Source organism: Pseudomonas hormoni (genome assembly GCF_018502625.1).
GTDB classification, from domain to species: Bacteria; Pseudomonadota; Gammaproteobacteria; order Pseudomonadales; family Pseudomonadaceae; genus Aquipseudomonas; species Aquipseudomonas hormoni.
The window spans coordinates 525,715-550,723 of sequence record NZ_CP075566.1 but is presented as its reverse complement, the minus strand read 5'-3'; the positions used below and the strand labels follow the sequence as shown (position 1 = coordinate 550,723).

At 59.8% G+C, this 25,009-nt stretch carries 24 protein-coding genes; 7 read left to right on the top strand and 17 right to left on the bottom strand.

What is annotated here, in order from left to right:
- Nucleotides 1-40: 40 nt before the first annotated feature.
- Entirely contained in the window at nucleotides 41-439 is a 399-nt protein-coding gene (locus tag KJF94_RS02465) for a YbaY family lipoprotein (RefSeq protein WP_214380935.1), read from the top strand.
- A gap of 41 nt (nucleotides 440-480) precedes the next feature.
- Nucleotides 481-1,170 carry a DUF4197 domain-containing protein gene (locus KJF94_RS02460; protein ID WP_214380933.1) on the top strand — a complete coding sequence of 230 codons (690 nt, stop codon included), beginning with the start codon at nucleotides 481-483 and terminating at the stop codon, nucleotides 1,168-1,170.
- 81 nt (nucleotides 1,171-1,251) lie between these two features.
- Here the strand turns inward: KJF94_RS02460 and KJF94_RS02455 are convergent, their stop codons facing one another.
- From KJF94_RS02455 to KJF94_RS02445, 3 genes are all read right to left on the bottom strand, one after another.
- Nucleotides 1,252-2,688, bottom strand: coding sequence for a Fic family protein (locus tag KJF94_RS02455; RefSeq protein ID WP_250548214.1), 1,437 nt, complete (start codon nucleotides 2,686-2,688; stop codon nucleotides 1,252-1,254).
- Nucleotides 2,689-2,908: 220 nt separating this feature from the next.
- On the bottom strand, nucleotides 2,909-5,974 hold the full coding sequence (locus KJF94_RS02450) for an efflux RND transporter permease subunit (RefSeq protein WP_214380931.1): 3,066 nt from the start codon (nucleotides 5,972-5,974) through the stop codon (nucleotides 2,909-2,911).
- Nucleotides 5,975-5,980: 6 nt separating this feature from the next.
- Nucleotides 5,981-7,081 carry an efflux RND transporter periplasmic adaptor subunit gene (locus KJF94_RS02445; protein ID WP_214380930.1) on the bottom strand — a complete coding sequence of 367 codons (1,101 nt, stop codon included), beginning with the start codon at nucleotides 7,079-7,081 and terminating at the stop codon, nucleotides 5,981-5,983.
- Between the two features lie 93 nt (nucleotides 7,082-7,174).
- Between KJF94_RS02445 and KJF94_RS02440 the strand changes: the two genes are divergently transcribed.
- The gene (locus tag KJF94_RS02440) at nucleotides 7,175-7,819 is read left to right on the top strand and encodes a TetR/AcrR family transcriptional regulator (RefSeq protein WP_214380928.1); all 645 of its coding nucleotides are present in this window, start codon (nucleotides 7,175-7,177) and stop codon (nucleotides 7,817-7,819) included.
- A 133-nt stretch (nucleotides 7,820-7,952) separates the two neighbouring features.
- Here the strand turns inward: KJF94_RS02440 and KJF94_RS02435 are convergent, their stop codons facing one another.
- Nucleotides 7,953-8,735, bottom strand: a complete 783-nt coding sequence (locus tag KJF94_RS02435; RefSeq protein WP_017336679.1) for a class I SAM-dependent methyltransferase — start codon at nucleotides 8,733-8,735, stop codon at nucleotides 7,953-7,955.
- Nucleotides 8,736-8,828: 93 nt separating this feature from the next.
- Here KJF94_RS02435 and KJF94_RS02430 point away from each other — a divergent pair, with 93 nt between their 5' ends.
- Nucleotides 8,829-9,449, top strand: coding sequence for an energy transducer TonB (locus KJF94_RS02430; protein WP_214380927.1), 621 nt, complete (start codon nucleotides 8,829-8,831; stop codon nucleotides 9,447-9,449).
- 17 nt (nucleotides 9,450-9,466) lie between these two features.
- Here KJF94_RS02430 and KJF94_RS02425 read toward each other — a convergent pair whose 3' ends face one another.
- The 7 genes from KJF94_RS02425 to ppc form a co-directional block, all read right to left on the bottom strand.
- The gene (locus KJF94_RS02425; RefSeq protein ID WP_214380925.1) at nucleotides 9,467-10,162 is read right to left on the bottom strand and encodes an extensin-like domain-containing protein; all 696 of its coding nucleotides are present in this window, start codon (nucleotides 10,160-10,162) and stop codon (nucleotides 9,467-9,469) included.
- A 2-nt stretch (nucleotides 10,163-10,164) separates the two neighbouring features.
- Nucleotides 10,165-10,986: an isocitrate lyase/PEP mutase family protein gene (locus KJF94_RS02420; protein WP_214380923.1), complete on the bottom strand. Its 822-nt coding sequence runs from the start codon at nucleotides 10,984-10,986 to the stop codon at nucleotides 10,165-10,167.
- A gap of 33 nt (nucleotides 10,987-11,019) precedes the next feature.
- Nucleotides 11,020-11,880 carry a DUF72 domain-containing protein gene (locus tag KJF94_RS02415; protein ID WP_214380921.1) on the bottom strand — a complete coding sequence of 287 codons (861 nt, stop codon included), beginning with the start codon at nucleotides 11,878-11,880 and terminating at the stop codon, nucleotides 11,020-11,022.
- Nucleotides 11,880-12,185 (bottom strand): hypothetical protein, encoded by a 306-nt coding sequence (locus KJF94_RS02410; RefSeq protein ID WP_084321938.1) that lies wholly within the window; start codon nucleotides 12,183-12,185, stop codon nucleotides 11,880-11,882. Before KJF94_RS02410 ends, KJF94_RS02415 begins: the two co-directional genes overlap by 1 nt.
- A gap of 277 nt (nucleotides 12,186-12,462) precedes the next feature.
- The gene (tsaB, locus tag KJF94_RS02405; RefSeq protein ID WP_214380919.1) at nucleotides 12,463-13,137 is read right to left on the bottom strand and encodes a tRNA (adenosine(37)-N6)-threonylcarbamoyltransferase complex dimerization subunit type 1 TsaB; all 675 of its coding nucleotides are present in this window, start codon (nucleotides 13,135-13,137) and stop codon (nucleotides 12,463-12,465) included.
- Between the two features lie 88 nt (nucleotides 13,138-13,225).
- On the bottom strand, nucleotides 13,226-13,873 hold the full coding sequence (gene adk, locus KJF94_RS02400) for an adenylate kinase (protein WP_214380917.1): 648 nt from the start codon (nucleotides 13,871-13,873) through the stop codon (nucleotides 13,226-13,228).
- Nucleotides 13,874-14,161: 288 nt separating this feature from the next.
- A complete protein-coding gene (gene ppc / locus KJF94_RS02395) occupies nucleotides 14,162-16,792 on the bottom strand; it encodes a phosphoenolpyruvate carboxylase (protein ID WP_214380915.1) in 2,631 nt (876 codons plus the stop codon).
- Nucleotides 16,793-16,993: 201 nt separating this feature from the next.
- On the opposite strand from ppc, the gene KJF94_RS02390 reads away from it, so the two are divergent.
- The 3 genes from KJF94_RS02390 to lptF all read left to right on the top strand — a co-directional run bounded on the left by KJF94_RS02390 (nucleotide 16,994) and on the right by lptF (nucleotide 18,974).
- Nucleotides 16,994-17,338, top strand: coding sequence for a pilin assembly protein (locus KJF94_RS02390; RefSeq protein ID WP_214380914.1), 345 nt, complete (start codon nucleotides 16,994-16,996; stop codon nucleotides 17,336-17,338).
- A 385-nt stretch (nucleotides 17,339-17,723) separates the two neighbouring features.
- Entirely contained in the window at nucleotides 17,724-18,137 is a 414-nt protein-coding gene (locus tag KJF94_RS02385; protein ID WP_214380913.1) for a DUF4398 domain-containing protein, read from the top strand.
- Nucleotides 18,138-18,182: 45 nt separating this feature from the next.
- Nucleotides 18,183-18,974 carry a lipotoxin F family OmpA-related lipoprotein LptF gene (gene lptF / locus KJF94_RS02380; protein ID WP_214380912.1) on the top strand — a complete coding sequence of 264 codons (792 nt, stop codon included), beginning with the start codon at nucleotides 18,183-18,185 and terminating at the stop codon, nucleotides 18,972-18,974.
- Nucleotides 18,975-19,219: 245 nt separating this feature from the next.
- Here the strand turns inward: lptF and KJF94_RS02375 are convergent, their stop codons facing one another.
- The 6 genes from KJF94_RS02375 to lysS form a co-directional block, all read right to left on the bottom strand.
- Entirely contained in the window at nucleotides 19,220-19,549 is a 330-nt protein-coding gene (locus KJF94_RS02375) for a PA3694 family proteiin (RefSeq protein ID WP_214380911.1), read from the bottom strand.
- Complete coding sequence (locus KJF94_RS02370; RefSeq protein ID WP_214380910.1) at nucleotides 19,546-20,460, bottom strand: alpha/beta hydrolase; 915 nt, start codon at nucleotides 20,458-20,460, stop codon at nucleotides 19,546-19,548. Before KJF94_RS02370 ends, KJF94_RS02375 begins: the two co-directional genes overlap by 4 nt.
- 146 nt (nucleotides 20,461-20,606) lie before the next feature.
- Nucleotides 20,607-21,884: a flavohemoglobin expression-modulating QEGLA motif protein gene (locus tag KJF94_RS02365; RefSeq protein WP_214380909.1), complete on the bottom strand. Its 1,278-nt coding sequence runs from the start codon at nucleotides 21,882-21,884 to the stop codon at nucleotides 20,607-20,609.
- Between the two features lie 36 nt (nucleotides 21,885-21,920).
- Nucleotides 21,921-22,475, bottom strand: a complete 555-nt coding sequence (locus KJF94_RS02360) for a hypothetical protein (protein ID WP_214380907.1) — start codon at nucleotides 22,473-22,475, stop codon at nucleotides 21,921-21,923.
- Between the two features lie 156 nt (nucleotides 22,476-22,631).
- Entirely contained in the window at nucleotides 22,632-23,348 is a 717-nt protein-coding gene (locus tag KJF94_RS02355; protein ID WP_214380905.1) for a TetR/AcrR family transcriptional regulator, read from the bottom strand.
- 102 nt (nucleotides 23,349-23,450) lie between these two features.
- Nucleotides 23,451-24,953, bottom strand: coding sequence for a lysine--tRNA ligase (gene lysS, locus KJF94_RS02350; protein WP_214380904.1), 1,503 nt, complete (start codon nucleotides 24,951-24,953; stop codon nucleotides 23,451-23,453).
- Between the last annotated feature and the right edge of the window lie 56 nt (nucleotides 24,954-25,009).

Sequence of the window (25,009 nt, the reverse complement as noted above, 5' to 3'; positions counted from 1 at the left end):
TCGCCACACAGGCTCGTTCCCACATTAAGTGAGATGTACGATGAAAAAACTCTCTCTATTGGCCATGGCCGCTTTGCTCGGAGCCTGTCAGTCGATGCAACCTGCCGCCAAAACCAGCCTCGATGGCGAAGTCTTCTACCTGCAACGCATCGCCCTGCCGCCGAGCGCCACCCTGAGCGTCAGCTTGCAGGACGTGTCTCTGGCTGACGCCCCCGCCGTGGTGCTCGACGAACAGAAAGGCCCCGTCAAAGGTCAGGTGCCGCTGCCATTCCATCTGAGTTACGATCCGGCTCAGGTCAAACCCGGCCACAGATATTCCGTCAGCGCGCGAATCGAGTTGGATGGCCAACTGAAGTTCATCACCACCGAACATCACGCCGTGCAACTGGATGGCAGCGATCCGCAGCCACTGAAAATCCGCGTCGACGCTGTCCGTTAATTTTATTTTTTGAACACTTTTTTATGAACAAGGAAGCCGCCATGTTCCGCCCTACCCTTCGCTTCGCCGGCCTCTGCGCAGGCTTGATGATTTCCGCCAGCGCCATGGCGCTGTCGCTCAGTGACCTGTCGCAAAAAGACGCCACCGGCGGCCTCAAGGATGCCCTGACCCAAGGTGCGCAACTGGCCGTGAAACAGCTCGGTACACCGGGCGGGTTCAGCAACAACCCGGACGTGAAAATCGAACTGCCGGGCAAGCTGGGCAAGGTCGCCAGCAAAATGAAACAGTTCGGCATGGGCGACCAGGTTGATCAACTGGAAACCAGCATGAACAAAGCGGCGGAAACCGCTGTGACCCAGGCCCAGCCAATTCTTGTGGATGCGGTGAAGAAAATGAGCGTGGAGGATGCCAAAGGGATTCTCAGCGGCGGCAACGATTCGGCTACCCAATACCTGAACAAATCCAGCCGCGAACAGATCCGCGCCAAGTTCCTGCCAATCGTCAAGCAAGCCACCGACCAGGTCGGTCTGGCCAAGCAGTACAACTCGTTCGCCGGCCAAGCCGCGACCATGGGCGTGATCGATACAAAAAATGCCAACATCGAAAGCTACGTCACCGAACAGGCACTGAACGGGCTGTTCGAGATGATCGGCAAACAGGAAGAAACCATTCGCAAGAACCCTGCTGCGGCAGCGACCAGTCTGGCGAAGAAGGTGTTTGGTACGCTGTAAGCCTCAACACAAATTCTGTGGGGGCTAGCCCTGTGGCGAGGGGATTTATCCCCGTTCGGCTGCGAAGCAGTCGTCAATTCATCACAGGCGGTTGGGCTTTAAAGTGCAGGGGACGCTTCGCGTCCCAACGGGGATAAATCCCCTCACCACAAAGGCTCGCTCCCACAGGAACTCATTTGTCGATGCGACCCGCAAGAAGAACACCCACTCGCGCCCCATCTTCCTCTTCTCGAACACGTTCAACTCAACCAACCCGTTCAGGGTGGCCGAAGCAGTGTTGTAAGAGCAGTCCAGATTTTCCTTCACATTGACCGCCGTAAATTCCTTGGCCATCCCGCTCTTGGCCACCTGGAACAAGGCCCGTTGCTTCTCGGTCAATCGGTCGAAAAAACCGGACGCCAACAACCAGCGATCAAAGCTGTCGGCATACACCAGACTTTTCCGATAAGCCTCGGTAAAACCCCTGACAGCCCGCAGGATGACCGCACACTGAAAGTCGATGAAATACGTCAGATCAAGGTCATCAGCTTCAGTGTTCAGATACGACCGTCCGTATTTCACCGGCGCGTTGCGTAGCAAAATGCTGATCGCAATGTAGCGAAAGGCCGAGAAGTCATTCTTGAACATGAACCAGTAAAACAGCGCCCGCGCGACCCGGCCATTGCCATCGCGAAAAGGGTGCTCGTAACCCAGCGCAAAATGCAGCGCGATGCCCTTGATCAGAGGATGAAGGTACTCACGTTGTTCGGGATCATTGTGAGGCTGGTTGATCCACGTCGACAACACGCGCAATCGTGACACCAGCCCTGCGGCGGGCGGTGGTGTGTGCACGGTGTTGCCCTCGCCGTCCTGCACCACCACGTCATCGTTGTCCCTGAACTGCCCCGGCGAATATTGCGCATCATCGATGCCCTCGACGCCCACCCGGTGCATGGCCGAAATCAGTTCGACGCTCAGGGCTTCATAACGCTTTTCCCAGGCGAAGTTCATCATCTTGTAATTGCCGATCACCATTCGCTCGTCCGGCGTGCGTGGCAGGCGTTTGCGCTTGAGCATGTCCTTGGCCACCCGCGTAGTCGTGGCCGCGCCTTCGAGTTGACTGCTGCTGATCGCTTCGTCTTCGATCAGATCGTTGAGCAGATAACTGAAATGCGCGTGCTCGCCGATCTGACTGGTCATGAACTCCAGCGCAGCCGTCGTCGCTTGTCGATCGACGGCGGAGATCGCTTTCTGCGCCAGCGGTGTGAGTACGAAGTTGCCCCACTGAAGCGGTTCGCCCAGTGGCAAAAGGCTTGAGTACTGAGCAGTCCGGGCTTTCTTTACCAGCGCCCAGCACAGGCTCGAATCCAGTCCCGGCGCCCAGCGGTGGCGCAATTCGTCAAAAGGTCGATAGCGCCCTTGATCATCCAGCGGCTTAAGGAGGGCGAGGTAATCCGAGAGGCGCTCTTTATGGGGAAACTTCCCCAACAGGTCGAACACCGGATCGGTCCGCCCCTTCAGCTTCGGTGGCTTCTTCATTATTGCTGTCTCAAAACCTCATGAAACTGAGGCTTGAGTACAGCATTCAGGTCCCTCTGACTCAATATCAGAGGTTTCTGAAATACTTGTAGGAGCCGAGAACGCCTTCGCGGGCAAGCCTCGCTCCTACAGGGGATATGTCGTTCGCAAATTATGCGGTCGACTCAAAACCTGTAGGAGCGAGGCTTGCCCGCGAAGGCGTCTTTGAATCCAACAAAGGTCAGGCGGGTTCTTTCTTGATGCGGAACCAAGCCGCATACAGCGCCGGCAAAAACAGCAGCGTCAACGCCGTCGCCACAATCAGGCCCCCCATGATCGCTACCGCCATTGGCCCGAAGAACACGCTGCGTGACAGCGGGATCATCGCCAATACGGCGGCGAGCGCGGTCAGCACGATCGGCCGGAAACGACGCACCGTGGCCTCGATGATCGCCTGCCAGGGCTTGAGCCCGGCGGCGATGTCCTGTTCGATCTGGTCCACCAGAATCACCGAGTTACGCATGATCATCCCGGACAGCGCGATGGTCCCGAGCATGGCCACAAAACCAAATGGCTGGCGGAACACCATCAGGAACAGGGTCACGCCGATCAATCCCAATGGCGCTGTCAGAAACACCATCACCGTGCGTGAGAAACTGCGCAGTTGCAGCATCAGCAACGTCAGCACCACTACAATGAACAGCGGCACACCGGCTTTCACCGAGTTCTGGCCGCGGGCCGAGTCCTCCACAGTCCCGCCGACTTCCAGCAAGTAACCATCAGGCAGCTCAGCGCGAACAGGATCGAGCGTCGGCATGATCTGCTGCACCAGCGTCGCTGGTTGTTCCTTGCCGTAGATGTCGGCGCGAATCGTCACGTTCGGCAAGCGGTTGCGGTGCCAGATGATGCCTTCTTCAAAGCCGTATTCCAGCGTCGCGATTTGCGACAGCGCGACGCTGCGGCCGTTGTCAGTCGGCACCGCCAGGCTTGGCAGCAACGACAGCTCGGTGCGTTCATGCAACGTGCCGCGCAGGAGGATTTCGATCAACTCGTTGTCTTCGCGGTACTGGCTGACGCTGGAACCGGTCAGCGAGCTTTGCAGAAACTTCGACAGGTTCGCAGTGCTTACACCCAGCGCTCGCGCGCGGTCCTGATCGACGTTCAGATAAACGACTTTGCTCGGCTCTTCCCAGTCCAGATGGACGTTGGCCACGTGGGGATTTTCGCGAACCTTGGCCGCCACCTTGCGGGCCAGGGCGCGGACTTCCTCGATGTGTTCGCCGGTGACCCGGAACTGCACCGGATAGCCAACCGGCGGGCCGTTTTCAAGACGCGTCACCCGCGAACGCAGGGCCGGGAACTGTTCGTTGAGGGTTTCGATCAGCCAGGTACGCAGGGTTTCGCGGTCTTCGATGGTCTTGGCCAGGACGACAAACTGGGCGAAGCTCGCCGCCGGCAGTTGCTGATCCAGCGGCAGATAGAAGCGCGGCGAACCGGTGCCGACGTAGGCCACGTAGTTGTCGATGCCGGCGTGGTCCTTCAGCAAACCTTCAAGGCGTTTAACCTCGTCGGCGGTGTTGCTCAGCGAAGCGCCTTCGGCGAGTTTCAGATCGACCATCAATTCCAGTCGCCCCGAGGCCGGGAAGAACTGTTGCGGCACAAAACGGAACAACACGATGGAGGCAATGAACAACACCACCGTCAGCGCGATTACCGTCTTGCGCCAGCGCACGCACCATTCCACCAGACGTCTGACACGCTCATAGAACGGTGTGGCGTAAGGGTCCGGTTGTCCAGTGCCGTGTTTCGCCGCGTGAATCTTCGCCAGATCCGGCAGGAGTTTCTCCCCCAGATACGGCACGAAAACCACGGCCGCAATCCACGATGCCAGCAGCGCGATAGTCACTACCTGAAAAATCGAACGGGTGTATTCGCCGGTGCCCGATTGCGCGGTGGCAATCGGCAGGAACCCGGCGGCGGTGATCAGCGTACCGGTGAGCATCGGGAACGCGGTGCTGGTCCAGGCGTAACTCGCGGCTTTGATGCGGTCGAAGCCCTGCTCCATTTTGATCGCCATCATTTCCACGGCGATGATCGCGTCGTCCACCAGCAAGCCCAACGCCAGCACCAGCGCACCGAGGGAAATCTTGTGCAGGCCGATGCCGAGGTAATACATACAGGCGAAGGTCATGGCCAGCACCAGCGGAATGGCCAGCGCGACCACCATACCGGTGCGCACACCGAGGGAGAAGAAACTCACCAGCAACACAATCGCCAGCGCTTCCACCAACACCTGAACGAATTCACCCACGCCGGTTTTTACCGCAGCCGGCTGGTCGGAAACCTTGCGCAGTTGCATGCCGGCCGGAAGGTTTTTCTGGATTCTGGCGAACTCGATTTCCAGCGCCTTGCCCAGCACCAGAATGTCGCCACCGTCCTTCATCGCCACGGCCAGGCCGATGGCGTCTTCCGCCATGAAGCGCATGCGTGGCGCCGGTGGATCGTTGAAACCGCGACGAACGTTCGCGACATCGGAGATACGAAACGTACGATCACCAACGCGGATCGGGAAGTTCTTGATCTCTTCTACCGTCTGAAAATTCCCTGAAACCCGTAGCTGCAATCGCTCGCTGGTGGTTTCAAAGAAGCCGGCCGTGGACATCGCGTTCTGCTCTTCAAGCGCCTGCTGCACCGCCGCCAACGGCAAGCCGAGGGTGGCGAGTTTGACGTTGGAAAGTTCGATCCAGATCTTCTCGTCCTGCAACCCGAGCAGGTCGACCTTGCCCACATCCTTGACCCGTTGCAGCTGAATCTGGATGCGGTCGGCGTAGTCCTTGAGTACCGCGTAATCAAAACCGTCGCCGGTCAGCGCATAGATATTGCCGAACGTGGTGCCGAATTCATCGTTGAAAAAAGGCCCCTGAATACCCGGTGGCAAGGTATGACGAATGTCGCTGATCTTCTTGCGGACCTGATACCAGAGGTCCGGAATCTCCACCGAGTGCATGGAGTCACGCGCAACGAACGTCACCTGGGATTCACCCGGTCGGGAGAACGAGACGATGCGCTCGTACTCGCCGGTTTCCATCAGTTTCTTTTCAATTCGCTCGCTGACCTGGCGCGACACTTCCTCGGCGGTGGCCCCCGGCCAGTTGGTTCGGATCACCATGGCCTTGAAGGTGAACGGCGGGTCTTCGCTTTGTCCGAGCTTGGTGTAGGAAAGCGCGCCGACAATCGCCAGCAACAGCATCAGGAACAGTACGATCTGGCGATTACGCAGCGCCCATTCGGAAAGATTGAAACCCATCGGGGATTACTCCTTGTCCGCCAGATTGACCACGCGGTTGGAGCGATCCACCGGGCGCACTTGCTGCCCGTCATGAAGCACATGGACACCGGCCGCCACCACCCAGTCGCTTGCGTTCAGGCCTTCGAGCACCGGCACGGTTTTCTCGCCGAATGCACCGACCCGGACCGGGGCTTTTTTCAGGGTGTTGTTGGCGCCCAGGACCCACACGTAGGTGGCACCGTTTTCTGCGGTGAGGGCCGACAGCGGCACCGATAGCGACACCACATCGGCGGTCTGGATGAATACCCGGGCGCTCTGGCCGAGTTCGGCCGGGACTTTGCCGGCAGTGAATGCGATGCGGGCGGCGAAGGTGCGGGACTTTGGATCGGCGGCAGGTGACAGCTCACGGATGCGTCCGGCGAATCGTTGATCGGGTTGGGTCCAGAGTTCCACCGACACCGGCTGACCGACCTTGAAACGACCGAAGCTCTGTTCCGGCAGGCTGATCAGCACTTCGCGTTCGCCATCGGTGGCGAGGGTAAACACGGTTTGCCCGGCGGCGACGACTTGCCCGACTTCCACCGCGCGCTTGGCCACGACGCCGTCCTGAGGCGCGCGCAATACGGCGTAGCTGGCCTGGTTGGTAGAGACGTTGAACTCGGCCTTGATCTGCTTCAGGCGCGCTTCACCGGATCTGTAGAGGTTTTCAGAATTGTCGTACTGGGAACGGCTGACCATCTGACGATCCATCAGGGTCTTGTAGCGATCACGCTCGGCGCGTACGAGATTGAGATTGGCTTCGGCCGCCGCGACCTGGGCGCGGGTAGCTTCCAGTTGCAGGCGCACGTCCTGGGGATCGAGTTCTGCCAAAGGCTGGTCGGCCTTGACCCGCTGCCCTTCTTCGACCAGTCGTCGGCTGACTTTGCCGCCAATGCGGAAGGCCAGGTCCGGTTCGTAGCGAGCACGGACTTCACCGGGATAGCTTTCCATCGCCTGGGCCGAAGGCTCTGGCTGCACGACCATGGCCGGTCGAACAGTGACTTGCGGCGCCTCTTCGTGACCACACGCAGACAATAAAAACGCCAGACTGACTGGCAATGCGAGGGGCAAGGCATAGCGGAACATGGTGAAGGACCTTTCGCTAATGGTGCTTGGAATAATTATACTGACTAGTATGTTATTAATAGCAAACTCACCAGTCCAGTATTAAAAACGAATATGCCGAACAATCTTTCAGCACCCAATGGTCCGGGCCGCCCCAAGGATCTGGCCAAACGCCAGGCGATCCTCGATGCGGCGAAAATCCTGTTTCTGAGCAATGGTTATGCGAGCACCAGCATGGACGCCGTCGCGGCTGAAGCTGGCGTGTCGAAGCTGACCGTCTACAGCCATTTCAACGACAAGGAGACGCTGTTCTCCGCCGCGGTGATGGCCAAGTGCGAAGAGCAATTACCTACGCTGTTTTTCGAATTGCCCGACGGCATTTCAGTGGAAACGGTGCTGCTGAACATCGCGCGCGGTTTTCATCACCTGATCAACAGCGATGAATCGGTCAACCTGCACCGGTTGATGATGACGCTGGGCAGCCAGGACCCGAAGCTCTCGCAAATCTTCTTCGAAGCCGGACCGGAGCGCATGCTGCATGGCATGGAGCGGTTGCTGAGCAAGGTGGATCAGAGCGGTGCGTTGAGCATCGACAAGCCCCGTAACGCGGCGGAGCATTTCTTTTGCCTGCTCAAGGGCGCGGGGAATTTTCGCTTGTTGTATGGCTGTGGTGAGCCGTTGACCGGGGATGCGGCCGAGGAACATGTGCGGGAAGTGGTGGGGTTGTTTATGCGGGCTTATCGGCCAGAGACAGCCTGATCGTTTGACAGTGTTTTGGCGGACGCCTTCGCGGGCAAGCCTCGCTCCTACAGGATATTTGTCGTGTTCAACATCTGCGAACACGCAAACCCTGTAGGAGCGAGGCTTGCCCGCAAAGGCGATCGACGCGGTTTTAAGGCTTGAGCGCCTTCTTCGGATAAATGTCATACCGACTGGATTTCCCGTCCAGCGCATGACTCGGCTTCGGCCCCGCAATGCACGGCGCCTTGCGCGGACGCTTCACCACCACCCGATGGCTGGCCAATGCCAACGCGGCCTCCAGCAACGCGGGCGCATCCGGGTCATCCCCCACCAACGGCCGGAACAGGCGCATTTCCTTCTTCACCAGCGCGGTTTTCTCACGGTGGGGAAACATCGGATCGAGGTAGATCACCTGCGGCGGCTCGCCCTCCCAGTTGCGCATGACCTCGATCGAGTTGCCCTTGAGCAAACGCATGCGCGCCACAATCGACGCCACGTCGAAATCTTCCGCACCGCGTGCCAAACCATCCTCAAGCAACGCACCTATCAACGGCTGGCGTTCGATCAGGCTCATCTCGCAACCCAGGCTCGCCAGCACGAACGCATCCTTGCCCAGCCCCGCCGTGGCGTCCAGCACCCGCGGACGCACGCCCTGCGCGATGCCAACAGCCTTGGCGATCATCTGACCGGTGCCACCGCCGAACAACCGGCGATGAGCCGCGCCACCCTCGACGAAGTCCACCCGCACCGGCCCCGGCGCGTCCGGCCCCAGCTGTTGCAACTGCAAACCCTGCTCACCCACCTGCAAGGCAAACTCGCCATCGGTCACCTGCAACGGCAGGCCCAGGCGTTCGGCCCATTGCTCGGCCTGTGGCTGAAAAGCCGTGCCCAGGGCCTCGACATGGATGCGGCAAGCCGCCGGTTGCTCAATCATGGGAAAACACGCTCAAAAAATTAATGATCGGCAAAAACGGCCGATAACAAAACTAACGAGCATTTTGCCAGAGCTGAGCGTCGACCGAGAGAAATGTCAGACATTCAACGCACATCGATAGGTTACATCTCGCCCCACGGCGATTTTGGCCTGCGAAACTCCCAAGCACTGAGCGGCGTCAGTCACCTGTGGCAGGATTTTTTTGCCCAGGCCCTGGCCGATCAGTCGGGCGATGTCGTGCCGGCTTCTCTCGATTTTCCAGCGGTCGATCTCGAGAGCCCGGTCGAGCCTACGATTGGCAGCGAGCTGCTGGCGCACATTGTTTCCCAGCGTGAATGCGATGTGAAGGAAACCCAGGTCAAGCCACCCGAGCCACTGTTCCTGCCGATTGCCGAGTTCGACATGGACCTGGCAGACAAACCGTTCCCACCGTTCCCGGCAGAAGAAATCGTCGCTCAGCAGAAACAGCAGGACTTCGAAAGCGGCTGGGTTCGCCCGATCGTGCTGACCGCGGGTCAACCCGTGCCAGAAGCCGGCCCGGCGCCGCAACCGCGTCCATTGCACCTGCCAATCGCCGAATTCGAAATGGACCTGCTGGACAAGCCATTCCCGCCGTTCCCGGCCGAAGAGCTCGCGGAACAACAGAAGAACTTTGATTTCGACATCGGCTGGGCGCGACCGATCGTTCTGCAGAACCTGCGCATCGCCGCCTGATCTTCAATAACAGCCCCTCAGCGACACACCCACCACGGCCCGACATCCACGTGAAAATGATTGCGATGGGCGGCGTTGTAGTCCGGGCCCAACACCACACTGAACACGTCGCAGGCGCCGTCGCGGACCTGACGTAAAAACCGTGCGTCCTGATTATCCTTCGGCCAATCCTTGAGCACGCTGATCGATCGGCCGTCGGCGAGGCGAAAACCGGCGATATCCAGCGCGTTCGCCGTGGCATGCTGGCTGAGTCTGCCATTCTCACGGCCGTAAACATTGCGACAAGCAAAGCTCCCCAGATGGTCGACGCGGGTGACCGCTTGCCCATACACCGCCTGCGCCGCAGGTTGCAACGCGTGATGCTCGAACAGGGCAAACGACACCGCCAGGCGGCAACTGGCGAGGAAACTGCTGCTCAGGGCGACGTCGCCGCCCTGCACGCGCAAGGCGTCGTCCAACGGACACTTTGCGTCAGGGCTGTCGGCTTGAGGGGCGACGCGCAATCCGGAACTGCTCAGGGCTTGCTCGCACAATTGCGGGTCATCGCGCAGCCGCATCAGTTTGTAGCGGGTCAACAGGTTCGGTTCGGCCTTGACGTCCAGCGGCGCCCACGGGTTCCACTGCGGCGGCAGCGAGATCCAGCCGCGCCAGACGCTCACGCCCGCCACACCGAGCATCACCACCAACACCAGCAGCACCCGCAAAAACCGCATTGTCAGCCTTTGAACAATTGATTGGCCTGCGCGTACGGCATTGACCGCGACGTAAAGCTGAAGGTGCCCGCGGTCTTGATCTCTTCGGCCGCCCGGAAGAATTCGCCATACGCAGCCAGGGCCAGTGCCGAGCCGACGCTTATGCGTTTGACGCCCATTTCGCTCAACTGCTCGACCGTCAGTTTGAGCCCGCCAGACATCAACACGTTCACCGGTTTGGGCGCCACGGCGCGGACCACCGCCAATACGTCTTCAGCGCTGCGCAGACCCGGCGCATACAGCACGTCGGCGCCTGCTTCGGCGAAGGCCTGCAAGCGGCGAATGGTGTCGTCCAGATCGGGATTGCCATGCAGGAAGTTCTCGGCCCGGGCCGTCAGCATGAAGGGGAACGGCAAACTGCGAGCGGCGGCGACAGCGGCTTCGATCCGTGCCACCGCATGCTCGAAGCAGTAGATCGGAGCCTCTGCGCGACCCGTGGCGTCTTCGATCGAACCACCCACGGCGCCTGCTGCGGCGGCTCGCAAAATACTTTGCGCACACTCGACCGGATCGTCGGCAAAACCGTTTTCCAGATCGACCGCCACCGGCAGATCGGTAGCCGCGACAATCGCCCGAACGTTCGCCAGCGTATCTTCCAGCGTCAATCCGCCATCCGGGCGTGCGTTGGAAAAGGCATAACCGGCACTGGTGGTCGCCAGCGCCTCGAAGCCCAGGCTCGCGAGCATCTTCGCCGAGCCGGCGTCCCACGGGTTGGGAATGACAAAAGCGCCGTCGCGTTCATGCAGCGCTTTGAACGCCTGGGCTCGAAGGGTTTGCGCATCCATTGGCAGGCTCCTGAAAAAGGCAGGGAATCCGCCTCAGAGCAGGCCAAGTTGCTCGGCGGCGGGCTCTCTGTATAGCTCAGGCAGCGGCGGCAAGCCAGGCAAACGCAGCATCAGTTTTGCGTGAAAACGTTGCGCCAGTTTTGCGGCCAACAGATTGTCGGCGGTGTGCAGGAAGATATACGGCGTGCGGCCCTCTTCGATCCACAGGGCGATTTTCTCGACCCAGGGCACCAGGAACGGATCGTTGGCTTCCAGCTGCGGATGGCCGATGAAGCGCACTTGCGGGAACTGAGTGAACGCCGCGGGACGGGGCGGAACCCTGGGTTTCTTGGATTGGGCATGGAGAACCGACGGATCGGTCGACGTGCAGCTGAAAAGCGCGCGCGGATCGAGGCAGATACGTTCGACGCCGCGATCCAGCAGCAGACGATTAAGCGAGCGCTCGGCATCACCCTTGGCGAAGAAATCGTCGTGTCGTACTTCGATGGCCAAAGGCCGGTCCACCGCGTCAATAAAACCCGCCAGCTCGTGCAATCGTTGGGGTGTGAAGCTTTTCGACAATTGCAGCCACAGCGGCGAAACCCGTTCGCCCAACGGGCTGAGCAATTGCAGGAAGGTTTCTGTGGCGGTCAGTTGTTCACGCAAGTCACCGCCGTGGCTGATGTCGCCGGGGAATTTGGCGGTGAAGCGAAAGTGTTCGGGCATGGTCTCGGCCCAGCGCTGCACGGTGCTGGCAGCCGGGCTCGCGTAGAAGGTCGTGTTGCCTTCCACGGCGTTGAATACTTGAGAATAAAGATTTAGAAAATCGGAGGGTTTCGCGTCTTGCGGATAGAGAAAATCGCGCCAGGCGTTTTCACTCCAGGACGGGCAGCCTAGGTAGTAAGGCAGTCGCATCAGATGTACAGGTCGAGACCCATCACATCCGAATCCCAATCGACAAAACCGGCCGTGCTGAGGTAGCTGGCCAGGGCCATCGCGACGCTTTTGCTCATGGCGCGGTGGTAAATCATGTCTTGTTGACGCGCGGGGAGATTGCTCAGGCGCTGCGCGGAGGCTTTGGCGGCGCGGGCGGCCAGTTGCTCTTCGGAAGGGAATTCCAGCTCACCCTCGATATCGACGGATTCGTCCTCAACCACATGCCCTTTGCGAGGCTTGCGCTTGATGGGGTAGGACTGAGAGGAAAGGCCGTCTATACGCATAAAGTCATGCTCGGTATCGATGATGGCAGTCTAGTGGCACATAACCCACTTCGCAAACCGCCGAGTGATAACTAGAACACAGAAAAGCGAAAAGGTTTAAAAGCGGGGGTTAGAAAACGACGATTGGCAGGCGTTGGATATTCATTGTGGCGAGGGAGCTTGCTCCCGCTCGGCTGCGAAGCAGACGCAAATCAGGCTGCGCGGTGTACCTGCCTACAATTGGGGCTGCTTCGCAGCCCAGCGGGAGCAAGCTCCCTCGCCACAAAAGCAATGCGGATCAACGCGCTTTCGGCGTCGCAACCTTGTCGCGCAGATAAACCGGCTGCGCCTCATCCGCCACAATCGCTTCACCACGCGCCCAGGCAAATCGCGCCAGGGTCAGCAGGTCTTCGGCGTGAGGCAACATGCCCGCATCCTGCCCCGTCAGGTTGACGGCAATGCGCTCGGCATACCCCCAACCGGTGCCCGCGCCAAACCACTCACCGCTGGCATCGGCCGGCAATGCCGCCACTTCCGGCGGCAATACGGCTTCGTTGCCGACCAGTCGCATCTCCCCCGCCGTTTCGCGGTAGCAACCCCAATACACTTCATCCATCCGCGCATCGATGGCCGCCGCGACCTGGCTCACGCCGTGTTCGCGATACGCCCGCTGCGCCAGCACTGCCAGGTTCGACACCGGCAACACCGGGCGATCCAGCGCAAACGCCAGGCCTTGCACCACGCCAATGGCAATCCGCACGCCGGTGAACGCGCCCGGCCCACGGCCAAAGGCAATCGCATCGACCGCTTGCAGGGTGGTCCCGGCATCGGCGAGCAATTGCTGGATCATCGGCAACAGCTTCTGCGCATGCAGGCGCGGGATCACCTCGTAATGGCTCGTGACTTTGCCGTTATGCAGCAAGGCAACGGAGCAAGCTTCAGTCGCGGTGTCCAGGGCCAGCAAGGTGCTCATCGATGTTTCCGTAAGAGAGGTCAGAAAAAAGTGCGCCAGTATAAACAACTACGGCCCGCAAGCGGGCCGTAGAAGATGAAGCGTTTTTTCAGCGCAGCGCTTCAAGCACCTTGCCGGTGATCGCTTCAACCGAGCCAACACCTTCGATGTGACTGTACTGCGGTTTACCCTGAGCGGCAGACAGCTCCTGGTAAAACTTCACCAGTGGCTCGGTCTGAGCGTGGTAAACCGAAAGACGATGACGCACGGTTTCTTCGGTATCGTCCTTGCGCTGCACCAGCTCGTCACCGGTGACGTCGTCTTTACCGGCAACTTTCGGCGGGTTGTAGACGATGTGGTACACGCGACCGCTGGCCTCGTGAACGCGACGACCGGCGATACGCTGAACGATGTCTTCGTCCTTGACGTCGATTTCCACAACGTGGTCCAGCTCGACGCCGGCCTTCACCAGGGCTTCAGCCTGAGGAATGGTGCGCGGGAAACCGTCGAACAGGAAACCGTTGGCGCAATCCGCCTGGCTGATGCGTTCCTTGACCAGATTGATGATCAGGTCATCGGAAACCAGACCACCGCTGTCCATCACGCTCTTGGCGATCAGGCCCAGCTCGGTGCCGGCCTTGACCGCGGCACGCAGCATGTCGCCGGTGGAGATTTGCGGGATGCCGAACTTTTCGGTGATGAACTTAGCCTGAGTACCTTTACCGGCCCCGGGAGCTCCCAGCAGAATGACGCGCATCGATGTGCTCCTCAATTTTTTATATAGATAACAACGGATTCGCCTCGTGGGGCCAATCTCAAAAACAGGGTCGTGACCGCCCAAACGGCCAAAGGCTGATCAAGATACACAGCAGATCCTACGCACACAAGCCGCCGAAAGTCGGAGAAACCCGCACCTTGCGTGACCCTGCGACGGGGTACCCCAAGTCGCAACCCCATCATTAACTGTCGCCTGGCAGCACTTTCCAGCCCTGCGCAAACCGGCACTCAACGCCCGCGTCGAGTGCCCGAACCCACGACAAAAACCTTAGCCGGTATTTCGCAAACCGGCGGCAATCCCCGCCACAGACACCAGCAACGCCTGTTCTACCGGGCTGCCCTGTGCCACTTCCTGCTGTCGCGAACGCGCCAGCAACTCGGCCTGCAATAGATGAAGCGGGTCGAGGTAGGTGTTGCGCAAGCGGATAAATTCGAGGGTGTCTGGGCTATGTGCCAGTAGCTGCGACTGACCGGTCAACCCCAGGACAACTGAACAGGCCTGCGACAATAGGTCGCGTAAATGCGCACCCAAAGGCAGCAGATCGGGCTCGACCAACCGCTCATCGTAGGAACGGGCAATATCGGCGTCGGCCTTGGCCAGGACCATTTCCAGCATGTCAATGCGCGTGCGGAAGAACGGCCATTGCTCACGCATCTGCCCCAGCAACTCCCCTTCGCCACGCTCCAGCGCCTTGCTCAGCGCCGCTTCCCAGCCGAGCCAGGCCGGCAGCATCAGGCGTGTCTGAGTCCAGCCGAAGATCCATGGAATTGCCCGCAGGCTTTCGATCCCGCCGGCCCGGCGTTTGGCCGGACGGCTGCCCAACGGCAGGCGTCCCAACTCCTGCTCCGGGGTGGATTGGCGGAAATACTCGACGAATTGCGGATTTTCCCGCACCACGGCGCGGTAAGCGCCGACACCGTCGGCCGCCAATTCGTCCATCAAGTGGCGCCAGGCGGGTTCCGGTGGTGGAGGCGGCAGCAAAGTCGCTTCCAGCACAGCCGCGAGGTACAGATTGAGGTTTTGCTCGGCGATGTCCGGCAGTCCGAATTTGAAACGAATCATTTCCCCCTGCTCGGTGGTGCGGAAACGCCCCGCCACCGACCCCGGTGGCTGCGACAGGATCGCCGCGTGCGCCGGGCCGCCGCCACGGCCCACGGTGCCACCGCGACCGTGGAACAACAGCAACTCGACTTGCTGCTCGCGGCAAATATCGACCAGACGCTCCTGCGCCCGGTACTGCGCCCAGGCCGCCGCAGTGGTGCCGGCGTCCTTGGCCGAGTCGGAGTAACCGATCATCACTTCCTGCGGTCCTTGCAGGCGCGCGCGATAACCCGGCAGCAGCAACAGCTTTTCGATCACCGGGCCGGCGTTGTCCAGGTCGGCGAGGGTTTCGAACAGCGGCACCACGCGCATCGGCCGCAACACCCCAGACTCTTTAAGCAGCAGTTGCACAGCGAGCACATCGGAAGCGGCGCCGGCCATGGAAATAACGTACGAACCGAGCGAAGCGCCCGGCGCGGCGGCGATTTCCCGGCACGTCGCCAACACTTCAGCGGTGTCGGCAGAAGGCTTGAAGTAAGCCGGCAGCAACGGCCGACGGTTGTTCAGCTCACGCATCAGGAAGGCGATGCGCTCCTCTTCGCTCCAGTCTTCGTAGCGACCAAGGCCAAGGTAATCGGTGATTTCAGTCATCGCCGCCGAGTGCCGCGACGAGTCCTGCCGCACATCGAGACGCACCAGGAACAAGCCGAACGTCACCGCACGACGCAGGCAATCAAGCAACGGCCCATCGGCGATCACGCCCATGCCGCACTCATGCAGCGACTGGTAGCAGAGCTCCAGCGGATCGAGCAGGTCGCGATTGTTTTGCAGCACATCGGCGGGCGCCGGCGTCGCGGTCGTCAAGGCGGCATGCGCCCAGTTACGGGTGGCGCGCAGGCGTTCACGCAACTGTTTAAGGACGGCGCGATAGGGTTCGGCGCTGTCACCGGCCTTGGCTTTCAGCGCGTCGCTGGCCTGCTGCATCGACAGCTCAGCGGCGAGGTGATCGACATCGCGCACGTACAAATCAGCGGCCATCCAGCGCGCCAGCAGCAACACTTCACGTGTCACGGCAGCCGTCACGTTGGGGTTGCCGTCGCGGTCGCCGCCCATCCACGACGCAAAGCGAATCGGCGCGGCCTCCAGCGGCAAATGTAGGCCGGTGGCGTCATGCAGGGCTTTATCGGCCTTGCGCAAATAGTTCGGGATTGCTTGCCACAGCGAATGCTCGATCACCGCGAAACCCCATTTGGCCTCGTCCACGGGCGTCGGGCGGGTGCGGCGGATTTCTTCGGTGTGCCAGGCTTCGGCGATCAGGCGCTGGAGCTTTACGTGGATCTGCTCGCGCTCGGCGCTGGTCAGGTCGCGATGGTCCTGAGCGGCGAGTTGCGCGGCGATGGCGTCGTATTTCTGGATCAGCGTACGGCGCGCCACTTCGGTCGGGTGAGCGGTCAACACCAGCTCGATTTGCAGTCGCCCCAATTGCCGCGCCAGGGACTCGGCACCGTGGCCTTCGGCAAGCAGGCGCGCGAGCAATTCGGGCAGCACACGCGCTTCGAACGGCGCGGGCTGCGATTCTTCGCGGCGGTGAATCAGCTGATATTGCTCGGCGATGTTGGCGAGGTTGAGAAACTGGTTGAACGCCCGCGCCACCGGCAGCAACTCGTCTTCGCTCAACTGGTTGAGGCTGGCGCTCAGCTCCGCGTCCATCGAACCGCGACGGTCGGCCTTGGCGCCTTTACGGATCTGCTCGATCTTGTCGAGAAAACCGTCCCCGTACTGCTCACGAATGGTGTTGCCCAACAGCTCACCCAACAGGTGAACGTCCTCGCGCAAGCGTGCATCAATATCGGTCATCAGCCGTTCTCCAGCGAAAAATCCGGTGTGCTTCGTGGTTTAAGAGTGCCGCCCTAAAGCGCTTCTTACAAGCAGACGACGAAGGGACTTTAAACCTCGGGCCCGCGAGCTAGTCTGAAGAGTAAGCCGTACAACGGCTTTCGCCGGCCATGGCCGGAGACTTACCCTGCCTGCCACGAGCAGGCGCGCAATGAGGTTTTTATGAAAATCCGCGAGCTTGCCCATCACTGGGAAGAAAACGCCAAGGGTCGCCTGACCGACACCGGCTACGCGATTCATCTGGATGTGGAGGCCGCCGCACGACTGGCGGCGATCATCGAGATGTACCCCAAGCGGCACCCCGAAGAACTGCTCGGCGAACTGATCGGCGCTGCGCTGGAAGAGCTGGAAAAGAGCTTTCCGTACGTGAAGGGCTCAACCATCGTCGCCACCGATGAAGAAGGCGATCCACTGTACGAAGACGTCGGTCCGACTCCGCGTTTTCTCGCGTTGTCCCGTCGTCATTTGCATGATTTGTCGTCCAGCGAAGACAAGCAGAAGCACTGATTCAACCCCTATAAACCTGTGGGAGCGAGACCGGCTTGCCGGCGATAACGGTCTGACATTCAACATTTCTATTGCCTGACACTCCGCCATCGCCGGCAAGCCGGTCTCGCTCCCACAGGGGTTGCAGTGTCCTTCCACAACTGCGTGTTCCCGGGCCCTGAAGGTGCGGGAATACCGCTGCACATCGCCAAAGTTCCCGAATTAGAGCCTTGTCCGTTCGGTCAAAGTTTTTTCCGGCGATAGGCCATCTTCTCTGAACTTTTAAAAAATGCCTCGGGTCGTAACCAGTAACCACGCCTGGGACGGCCGTTTCAAAACGCTTCGAAATTTGATGGTTGCGGCTCCTTGCCCAGGATGGATTTTTAGTTGTTCAGGAGTTATTCCAATGGAGTTGAAGACCATGAAAATCAGCACTGCCAAGTCCTCGTTCAACCACCTGCGTAGCCTGAAACTGGCCGCCTTGGCGATCGGCAGCAGCTTTGTTCTGGCCGGTTGCGCCGGTAACCCGCCGACCGAGCAATACGCCGTGACCCAATCCGCCGTGAACAGCGCCGTCAGCGCGGGCGGCACCGAGTTCGCCGCGGTTGAGATGAAGTCCGCCCAGGACAAGCTCAAACAAGCCGAAATCGCCATGCACGACAAAAAGTATGACGAAGCCAGAATGCTCGCCGAACAGGCCGAGTGGGACGCTCGTGTCGCCGAACGCAAAGCCCAGGCGATCAAGGCCGAACAGGCTGTAAAGGACTCTCAGAAAGGGGTTCAGGAACTGCGTCAGGAAAGCCAGCGCACCGTGCAATAAGCGCCGCCACGACGTACTTCTTTCTCGACTTAAAAGGACGAAACCATGAATCGCAAACAATTGATGATCCCTGCCCTGTTGGCCGCAAGCGTTGCACTGGCCGCCTGCTCGACGCCGCCTAACGCGAACCTGGAACAGGCCCGCACCAACTACAGCGGCCTGCAAGCCAACCCGCAGGCGAGCAAAGTCGCGGCGCTGGAAACCAAAGACGCCAGCGATTACCTGGACAAGGCCGACAAGGCTTATCTGGACAAGCAAGACGAGCATACCGTCGACCAACTGGCCTACCTGACCAATCAGCGCGTTGAAGTGGCGAAGCAGACCATCGCCCTGCGCACCGCTGAAGCCAATCTGAAGAACGCTGCCGCGCAACGTGCCCAGGCGCGTCTCGATGCTCGCGATCAGCAGATCAAGCAGTTGCAGGACAGCCTGAACGCCAAGCAGACCGATCGAGGTACTCTGGTGACCTTCGGTGATGTGCTGTTTGCCACTGACCGCGCCGACCTGAAATCCAGCGGTCTGGTAAACATCAACAAGCTGGCGCAGTTCCTTCAGGAGAATCCGGACCGCAAGGCGATTGTCGAAGGCTATACCGACAGCACCGGTACGGCGTCGCACAACCAGTCGCTGTCCGAGCGTCGCGCCGGTTCCGTGCGTACGGCGCTGGTGAAGATGGGCGTTGATCCTGCGCGCATCGTTGCCCAGGGTTATGGCAAGGAATACCCGGTTGCTGAAAACGGCAGCGTTTCGGGTCGGGCGATGAACCGTCGGGTGGAAGTGACGATTTCCAATGACAATCAGCCGGTGATCCCGCGTTCGGCCGTTAGCTCGAACTAAGCTTCCCGCGGTAAAAAAAGCCCCGCCTGATCTGATCAGGCGGGGCTTTTTTGTCGGGCTGACGGCGATAGATGGCTACCTGCCCCTGTGGCGAGGGAGCTTGCTCCCGCTGGCCTGCGAAGCAGGCCCTGAACCTTTCCCCAATCAATTAGCCTGACTGAATCAACTGGATTGCGACTGCTGCGCAGTCGAGCGGGAGCAAGCTCCCTAGCCACAAAAGCTCATCATTGACCAATCATTGATTGTTACTGCTCCAGCTTCTGCGGAGTCTCCTGCCCCATGCAGCGCACCGCTTTTTTCCGGTCGTTGATCAGCACGCCGCTCAGGCCTTTCTGTTCGGTATCAAACAGCACCAGCACGCCATCGATGCACTGCGCCACTTGCGCCGCCGGTTCCAGGGAGACTTTGTAGTCTTCGCCCGGCACGGTCTTGAGCATGGTGAATTCGTTGAGCAGCAACGCATCCTCAGGCTTGGCGAAGTGCAGGTAGCCGTACCACCACAGGGCACCGACTGTGCCGAGGATGCTGCAGATACCGGTGATGATCAGTGGGATGGCGTTACGTTCTTCACTCATTGCGGGCTCTCTGGTGGTTCATCTTCTGAATTCGGGGGTGCCGGGTAATTGGGGATTTCACCCAGTCGGCGCAGGCCATTGAAATGCTGCGGGTCATCGAGATAACGCAGCATGACTTTGCGCCAGACCGGGTCGGCAAACGTCTGCACGTGACCGCCTCGAGTCAGTTGGAGCACCCGCGGCGGCGGCGCAGCTTGATACAGACGGATGCCGTTGGAAAGGGGCACGATCGGATCGTCGATGCTGTGATAGATCAGTTTCGGCACGCCGTTGAGCTGCGCCATGGAGTGGATCGCGCTGTCACCGTCCGGCACCAGCCACGACAGCGGCACCTGAAACGCCCAGGTCAGCCAGGAATTGCTCAGGGCGAACTGGCCGATGCTGCGATAACTGGCGGGCACGCCGTCGAGAACAAAGGCCTTGAGCTGTTTCTGGCGTTCGGGGTGTTGAACCAGGTAATGCACGGCCATGGAGCCACCGAGGCTTTGGCCGAGCAGGATCAGCGGTTTGCCTTTGACCTCCGGCGCCTGGTCGAGCCACTTGAATGCGGCGTCGATGTCCTGATAGATCGCCGGCAAACTCGGTTCGCCTTCGGACAAACCGTAACCGCGATAATCGATCAGCAGTACCTGATAGCCCTCTTCCGGCAACCACCAGCTGCCGCCCAGGTGCATGGGCAGATTGCCGCCGTTGCCGTGCAGGTGCAGCACCGTGCCTTTGATCTCGACGCCTTTTTTTGCCGGCAACCACCAACCGTGCAGCTTGAGGCCGTCGGCGGTGGTGAGGGTGACATCGCGGTATTCGAGTTTGGCTTTTTCCGGGGTGAACAACTGGCCCGGCTCGGGATAGAACAGCAGTGAGCTACAACCGCCGAGGGTCAGGAGAAGGCAGAGGATGCCGAGGATTCTCATCCGTTGAAACCTCGCAGTCAGTGGGGGTTGGAACACAAAACCCTGTGGGAGCGAGCTTGCTCGCGATGACGGTGGGTCAGACAACAGGATGTTGAATGGTAGTCCGTTATCGCGGGCAAGCCCGCTCCCACAGGGTTGTTCATTGTTCACAAAATATTGGAGTAATCCGCTTCGATCCGGTCCAGGCTCAGGTGGTTCAGGAAGTTGGAGAAACACATCCACGCCGACAGCGCATTCATGTCGCGGAACTGTTCAGGCAGATACTTCGGTGGTACCACCAACCCTTCATCGACCAATTGGCGCAAGGTGCGCATGTCCTCCAGCGTGGTCTTGCCGCAAAACAGCAGCGGTATCTGCTCAAGCTTGCCCTTACGCACGGCCAACTGAATGTAGTTGTAAACCATGATAAAGCCCTTGAGGTAGGACAAGTCTTTGGTAAATGGCAGACCATTCGGCACCGAACCACGGAAAACCCGACTGGCGTTGCCGTAGCTTTCCGCCATTTCAAAACCCTGTTCGCGGAAGAACTCGAAGATCTGCAGGAAGTCCGCGCCCTCCTCCACCATGTGAATGGCGCGGGTGCGGTTGGTCAGTTTGCGCAGGCGACTCGGGTAGGAGGCGAAGGTGATGATTTCCATCAGGATCGCCAGGCCTTCCTGGGTCACCGTCGACGAGGGCGGACCTTTGGACAGGAAGGTACAGATCGGTTGGTTCAGACCGTTGAGCGTAGTGCCGACATGCACCAGCCCTTCATGGACTTCGAGGGCGCGCACGTCACGCTCGTTGAACATCGCGTCGGTGCGGATCTTGATGTAGTCCGCGCCCGCTGCGGCATCGGCGACGATCCCGTCAGACTCGAACACCCGAATGGTTTCCTCGGCCTCGCCAAACACTTTGCTCAGCCGGGTTTGCAATAAATGCACGGCGTCCTTGGCGGTAAGGATCTTCGGTTCATCCTTGAGGTCACCACGGCCATCGATGTTGTTCAGGTAATCGGAGAGCATCAGGCCGAGGTCGGACAGGGTCGGGTCACCCGCGTGAAACGCATCGGATGCCGCGCCGTACAACTCTTGGGAAATCAGCCCGAAATCCTCGGTGCCACGCGCTTCAAGCATGCGCACCACCATCCGGTATTCCTTGCACATGCGCCGCATGATCTGGCCGACCGGGTTGAACTGGCCGAGCTGGCGGGTGATGTCACGCTCGATGTTCTGGAACTCCAGCTTCACTTTGCTGGAATCGAACGACAGCGGCCGGTTCAGGTAGTAATCGCGGTCCACCGCCGGCATTTCCTTGCCCTTGGCCTTCAGGAAACCCTTACGAATGTTCTCGTCCCACTTCACCGCATCCAGGACGCGTATAGGCGTCTGCGCCAGCACGATGCGATCGGACAAAATGCGTATCGACTGCTGGTAATCGTCCACCCGAAACTCCTGTAGAAAAACCGTTATGTGCTGGGTTTACTTGGCTTTGGCCAGGCGCTGATAGCGCACGGCCTCGACGAATACGTCGGAATTGGCCGGATCATCGAGGTAAGCGAAGACCTGATCCATGTTGGTGTTGATCAGCACGCCATCGCCATCGTCGGTCTGGAAACCTTCACCGCTGAGGGCTTTCTGCCCCAGGGCCTGGTTGATCTGCTCGAGGTCGAGGTTGTAGACCACCAGTTCATGCTTGTCGGTGAGTTCAAAACCGGCAATGGTGAAATGCCCGCCGAACTGCGCCGGCACTTTCGCCGACAGGTACCAGCGGCTTCCATGGCGCGAGACAGTGAAGGGATAGGCTTCGCGTTCCTTGGGCTTGGCCTTGAAGTAGCTGACCGCCTGATAGCGATTGTCGCCGATGCGCGTCAGCTCCAGGTTCATCGGCTCGCCCCAGGCGTTGGTGCTGGTCCATTTGCCGAGCAATCCCTTGGGCGCGGGGTCGCTCGTGGACAGTGGCTCCTTGAAGGTCACCAGGCAGCCACTGAGCAGCAGGAACGACAAGGCGATCACAACGACGCGCCAGGCTTTCATTCAACACTCCCTATGAACAAGCTTCCCCGAAAGAACACCGCCCCTGTAGGAGCGAGGCTTGCCCGCGAAGGCGGTTTAACATTCAACATCTATGTTGACTGACATATCGCCTTCGCGGGCAAGCCTTGCTCCTACAGGGCGCGGTGCACTCCGGGTTTACACCGACGCCAATACCAAATGCATGTACCGCGTCAGGATACCGAGCATTTCGGCTTCGGCGGCCGGCTCGGCGTCGTTGAGCAGGCCCTGATATTCCATCCGTCCGATAATCGCCGTCAACACTTTGGCATCTTGATGGGGTTCACGGGAACCCAAAACCTGGAAAAGCTGACACGTGCCCTGCAGGAGAATCTGCTGGTGCGAGCGCACCAGCTCCGCCAGACGAGGGTTGAGTAGCGCTTCCTGACGGAACGCTTGCTCGGCCATCAAATGTTCGCGGCGGTTGATCAGTTGCCGATGGACATAGTCCGCCATCAACCGCGCAATATCGTCCGCCAGTTGCGAGCGCGACTCGGGACTGCCGTCGCCGCTGACGACCATCGCGCGCAGCAGGCCCTCGTTGTTCACCCACAACTTGGCCATGAACGCCGCGCTGCGCTCCACGTATTGGGCGAAGGTATCGGTGAGCAGGTCATCGATATCCTTGAAATAGTAAGTGGTGGCCGACAGCGGCACACAGGCTTCGGCGGCCACCGCACGGTGACGCACGGCCCGCACGCCATCGCGCACGACAATGCGCATGGCGGCATCGAGAATGTCCTGTCGACGCTGCTCACTGCCCTGGCGGCTGGCCTTGCGGCCCTGGTACTGAACGCTTTCAGCGACCGCAGTGGCGATACCCGCTGCACCTTCTAGAGCCATTGCGCGATTCACGGCAGGTATTCCTCTCTTACTTCAAAAGTAACCAATTGATACGTTTGTACCAGACAGGCAATAAAAAGCCGCCCATTTCAGGCGGCTTTTTAGTTGAAACACTTACGCTTGCGGCCGCATGTGCGGGAACAGGATCACGTCGCGGATCGACGGGGAGTTGGTCAGCAACATCACCAGGCGGTCGATGCCGATCCCTTCACCCGCCGTTGGCGGCATGCCGTACTCCAGCGCGCGAACGAAATCGGCGTCGTAGTGCATCGCTTCGTCGTCGCCGGCGTCCTTGTCGGCCACCTGCGCCATGAAACGCTCGGCCTGGTCTTCCGCGTCGTTCAACTCGGAGTAGGCGTTGGCGATTTCACGGCCGCCGATGAACAGCTCGAAACGGTCGGTGACGTTCGGGTTGTCGTCGTTACGACGGGCCAGCGGCGACACTTCGAACGGGTACTGGGTGATGAAGTGCGGCTGCTCCAGCTTGTGCTCGACCAGCTCTTCGAAAATCATCACCTGCAGCTTGCCCAGGCCTTCGAAGCCCAGCACCTTGGCGCCGGCTTTCTTGGCGATGGTGCGGGCCTTGTCGATGTCATTCAGATCATCGGCAGTCAGCTCGGGGTTGTACTTGAGGATCGAGTCGAACACCGACAGGCGCACGAACGGTTCGCCGAAGTGGAACACTTTGTCGCCGTACGGCACGTCAGTGCTGCCCAGAACCAGCTGAGCCAGTTCGCGGAACAGTTCTTCGGTCAGGTCCATGTTGTCTTCATAGTCGGCGTAAGCCTGGTAGAACTCCAACATGGTGAATTCAGGGTTGTGACGAGTCGAAACGCCTTCGTTACGGAAGTTGCGGTTGATCTCGAACACCTTTTCAAAACCACCGACCACCAGGCGCTTGAGGTACAGCTCCGGCGCGATACGCAGGAACATGCCCATGTCCAAGGCGTTGTGGTGGGTTTCGAACGGCTTGGCTGCCGCGCCGCCCGGAATGGTTTGCAGCATTGGCGTTTCCACTTCCAGGAAGTCACGCTTCATCAGGAAGCTGCGGATGTGGGCAATGACTTGCGAACGCACGCGGAAAGTCTGGCGCACGTCTTCGTTGACGATCAGGTCAACGTAGCGCTGACGGTAGCGCTGTTCGGTGTCGGTCAGGCCGTGGTGCTTGTCCGGCAGCGGGCGCAGGGATTTGGTCAGCAGGCGCACGCTGGTCATTTCAACGTACAGGTCGCCTTTGCCGGAACGGGCCAGGGTACCTTCGGCAGCAATGATGTCGCCCATGTCCCAGGTTTTCACCGCGGCCAGGGTTTCTTCGGACAGGGTCTTGCGGTTGACGTAGACCTGGATTCGTCCGGTCATGTCCTGGATCACCATGAACGAGCCACGGTTGAGCATGATGCGACCGGCAACCTTGACCGGGATCGCAGCCTCTGCCAGCTCTTCCTTGGTCTTGTCCGCGTATTGTTTCTGCAGTTGATCGCAGTAGTTTTCGCGGCGGAAGTCGTTGGGGAAGGCATTGCCCTTGGCGCGCTCGGCAGCCAGCTTTTCCTTGCGCAGGGCGATCAGGGAGTTTTCTTCCTGTTGCAGGGCTTGCGGGTCGAGTTCTAGGTCGCTCATGTCTTTAAAAATTCCATCACAGGTTCGTTGCCCCCGCCGATGACGGGGGACTTGAG

Excerpts from the sequence above, each read along its gene's own strand:
- KJF94_RS02440 (WP_214380928.1), top strand. The coding sequence starts at position 7,175 with ATGCCGAACAATCTTTCAGCACCCAATGGTCCGGGCCGCCCCAAGGAT.
- KJF94_RS02420 (WP_214380923.1), bottom strand. The coding sequence starts at position 10,986 with ATGGATGCGCAAACCCTTCGAGCCCAGGCGTTCAAAGCGCTGCATGAA.
- KJF94_RS02415 (WP_214380921.1), bottom strand. The coding sequence starts at position 11,880 with ATGCGACTGCCTTACTACCTAGGCTGCCCGTCCTGGAGTGAAAACGCC.
- lptF (WP_214380912.1), top strand. The coding sequence starts at position 18,183 with ATGAATCGCAAACAATTGATGATCCCTGCCCTGTTGGCCGCAAGCGTT.
- KJF94_RS02460 (WP_214380933.1), top strand. The coding sequence starts at position 481 with ATGTTCCGCCCTACCCTTCGCTTCGCCGGCCTCTGCGCAGGCTTGATG.
- KJF94_RS02430 (WP_214380927.1), top strand. The coding sequence starts at position 8,829 with ATGTCAGACATTCAACGCACATCGATAGGTTACATCTCGCCCCACGGC.
- KJF94_RS02410 (WP_084321938.1), bottom strand. The coding sequence starts at position 12,185 with ATGCGTATAGACGGCCTTTCCTCTCAGTCCTACCCCATCAAGCGCAAG.
- KJF94_RS02450 (WP_214380931.1), bottom strand. The coding sequence starts at position 5,974 with ATGGGTTTCAATCTTTCCGAATGGGCGCTGCGTAATCGCCAGATCGTA.
- adk (WP_214380917.1), bottom strand. The coding sequence starts at position 13,873 with ATGCGCGTCATTCTGCTGGGAGCTCCCGGGGCCGGTAAAGGTACTCAG.
- KJF94_RS02425 (WP_214380925.1), bottom strand. The coding sequence starts at position 10,162 with ATGCGGTTTTTGCGGGTGCTGCTGGTGTTGGTGGTGATGCTCGGTGTG.
- KJF94_RS02455 (WP_250548214.1), bottom strand. The coding sequence starts at position 2,688 with ATGAAGAAGCCACCGAAGCTGAAGGGGCGGACCGATCCGGTGTTCGAC.
- tsaB (WP_214380919.1), bottom strand. The coding sequence starts at position 13,137 with ATGAGCACCTTGCTGGCCCTGGACACCGCGACTGAAGCTTGCTCCGTT.
- KJF94_RS02390 (WP_214380914.1), top strand. The coding sequence starts at position 16,994 with ATGAAAATCCGCGAGCTTGCCCATCACTGGGAAGAAAACGCCAAGGGT.
- KJF94_RS02375 (WP_214380911.1), bottom strand. The coding sequence starts at position 19,549 with ATGAGTGAAGAACGTAACGCCATCCCACTGATCATCACCGGTATCTGC.
- KJF94_RS02360 (WP_214380907.1), bottom strand. The coding sequence starts at position 22,475 with ATGAAAGCCTGGCGCGTCGTTGTGATCGCCTTGTCGTTCCTGCTGCTC.
- KJF94_RS02370 (WP_214380910.1), bottom strand. The coding sequence starts at position 20,460 with ATGAGAATCCTCGGCATCCTCTGCCTTCTCCTGACCCTCGGCGGTTGT.
- KJF94_RS02435 (WP_017336679.1), bottom strand. The coding sequence starts at position 8,735 with ATGATTGAGCAACCGGCGGCTTGCCGCATCCATGTCGAGGCCCTGGGC.
- ppc (WP_214380915.1), bottom strand. The coding sequence starts at position 16,792 with ATGACCGATATTGATGCACGCTTGCGCGAGGACGTTCACCTGTTGGGT.
- KJF94_RS02465 (WP_214380935.1), top strand. The coding sequence starts at position 41 with ATGAAAAAACTCTCTCTATTGGCCATGGCCGCTTTGCTCGGAGCCTGT.
- KJF94_RS02445 (WP_214380930.1), bottom strand. The coding sequence starts at position 7,081 with ATGTTCCGCTATGCCTTGCCCCTCGCATTGCCAGTCAGTCTGGCGTTT.
- KJF94_RS02385 (WP_214380913.1), top strand. The coding sequence starts at position 17,724 with ATGGAGTTGAAGACCATGAAAATCAGCACTGCCAAGTCCTCGTTCAAC.
- lysS (WP_214380904.1), bottom strand. The coding sequence starts at position 24,953 with ATGAGCGACCTAGAACTCGACCCGCAAGCCCTGCAACAGGAAGAAAAC.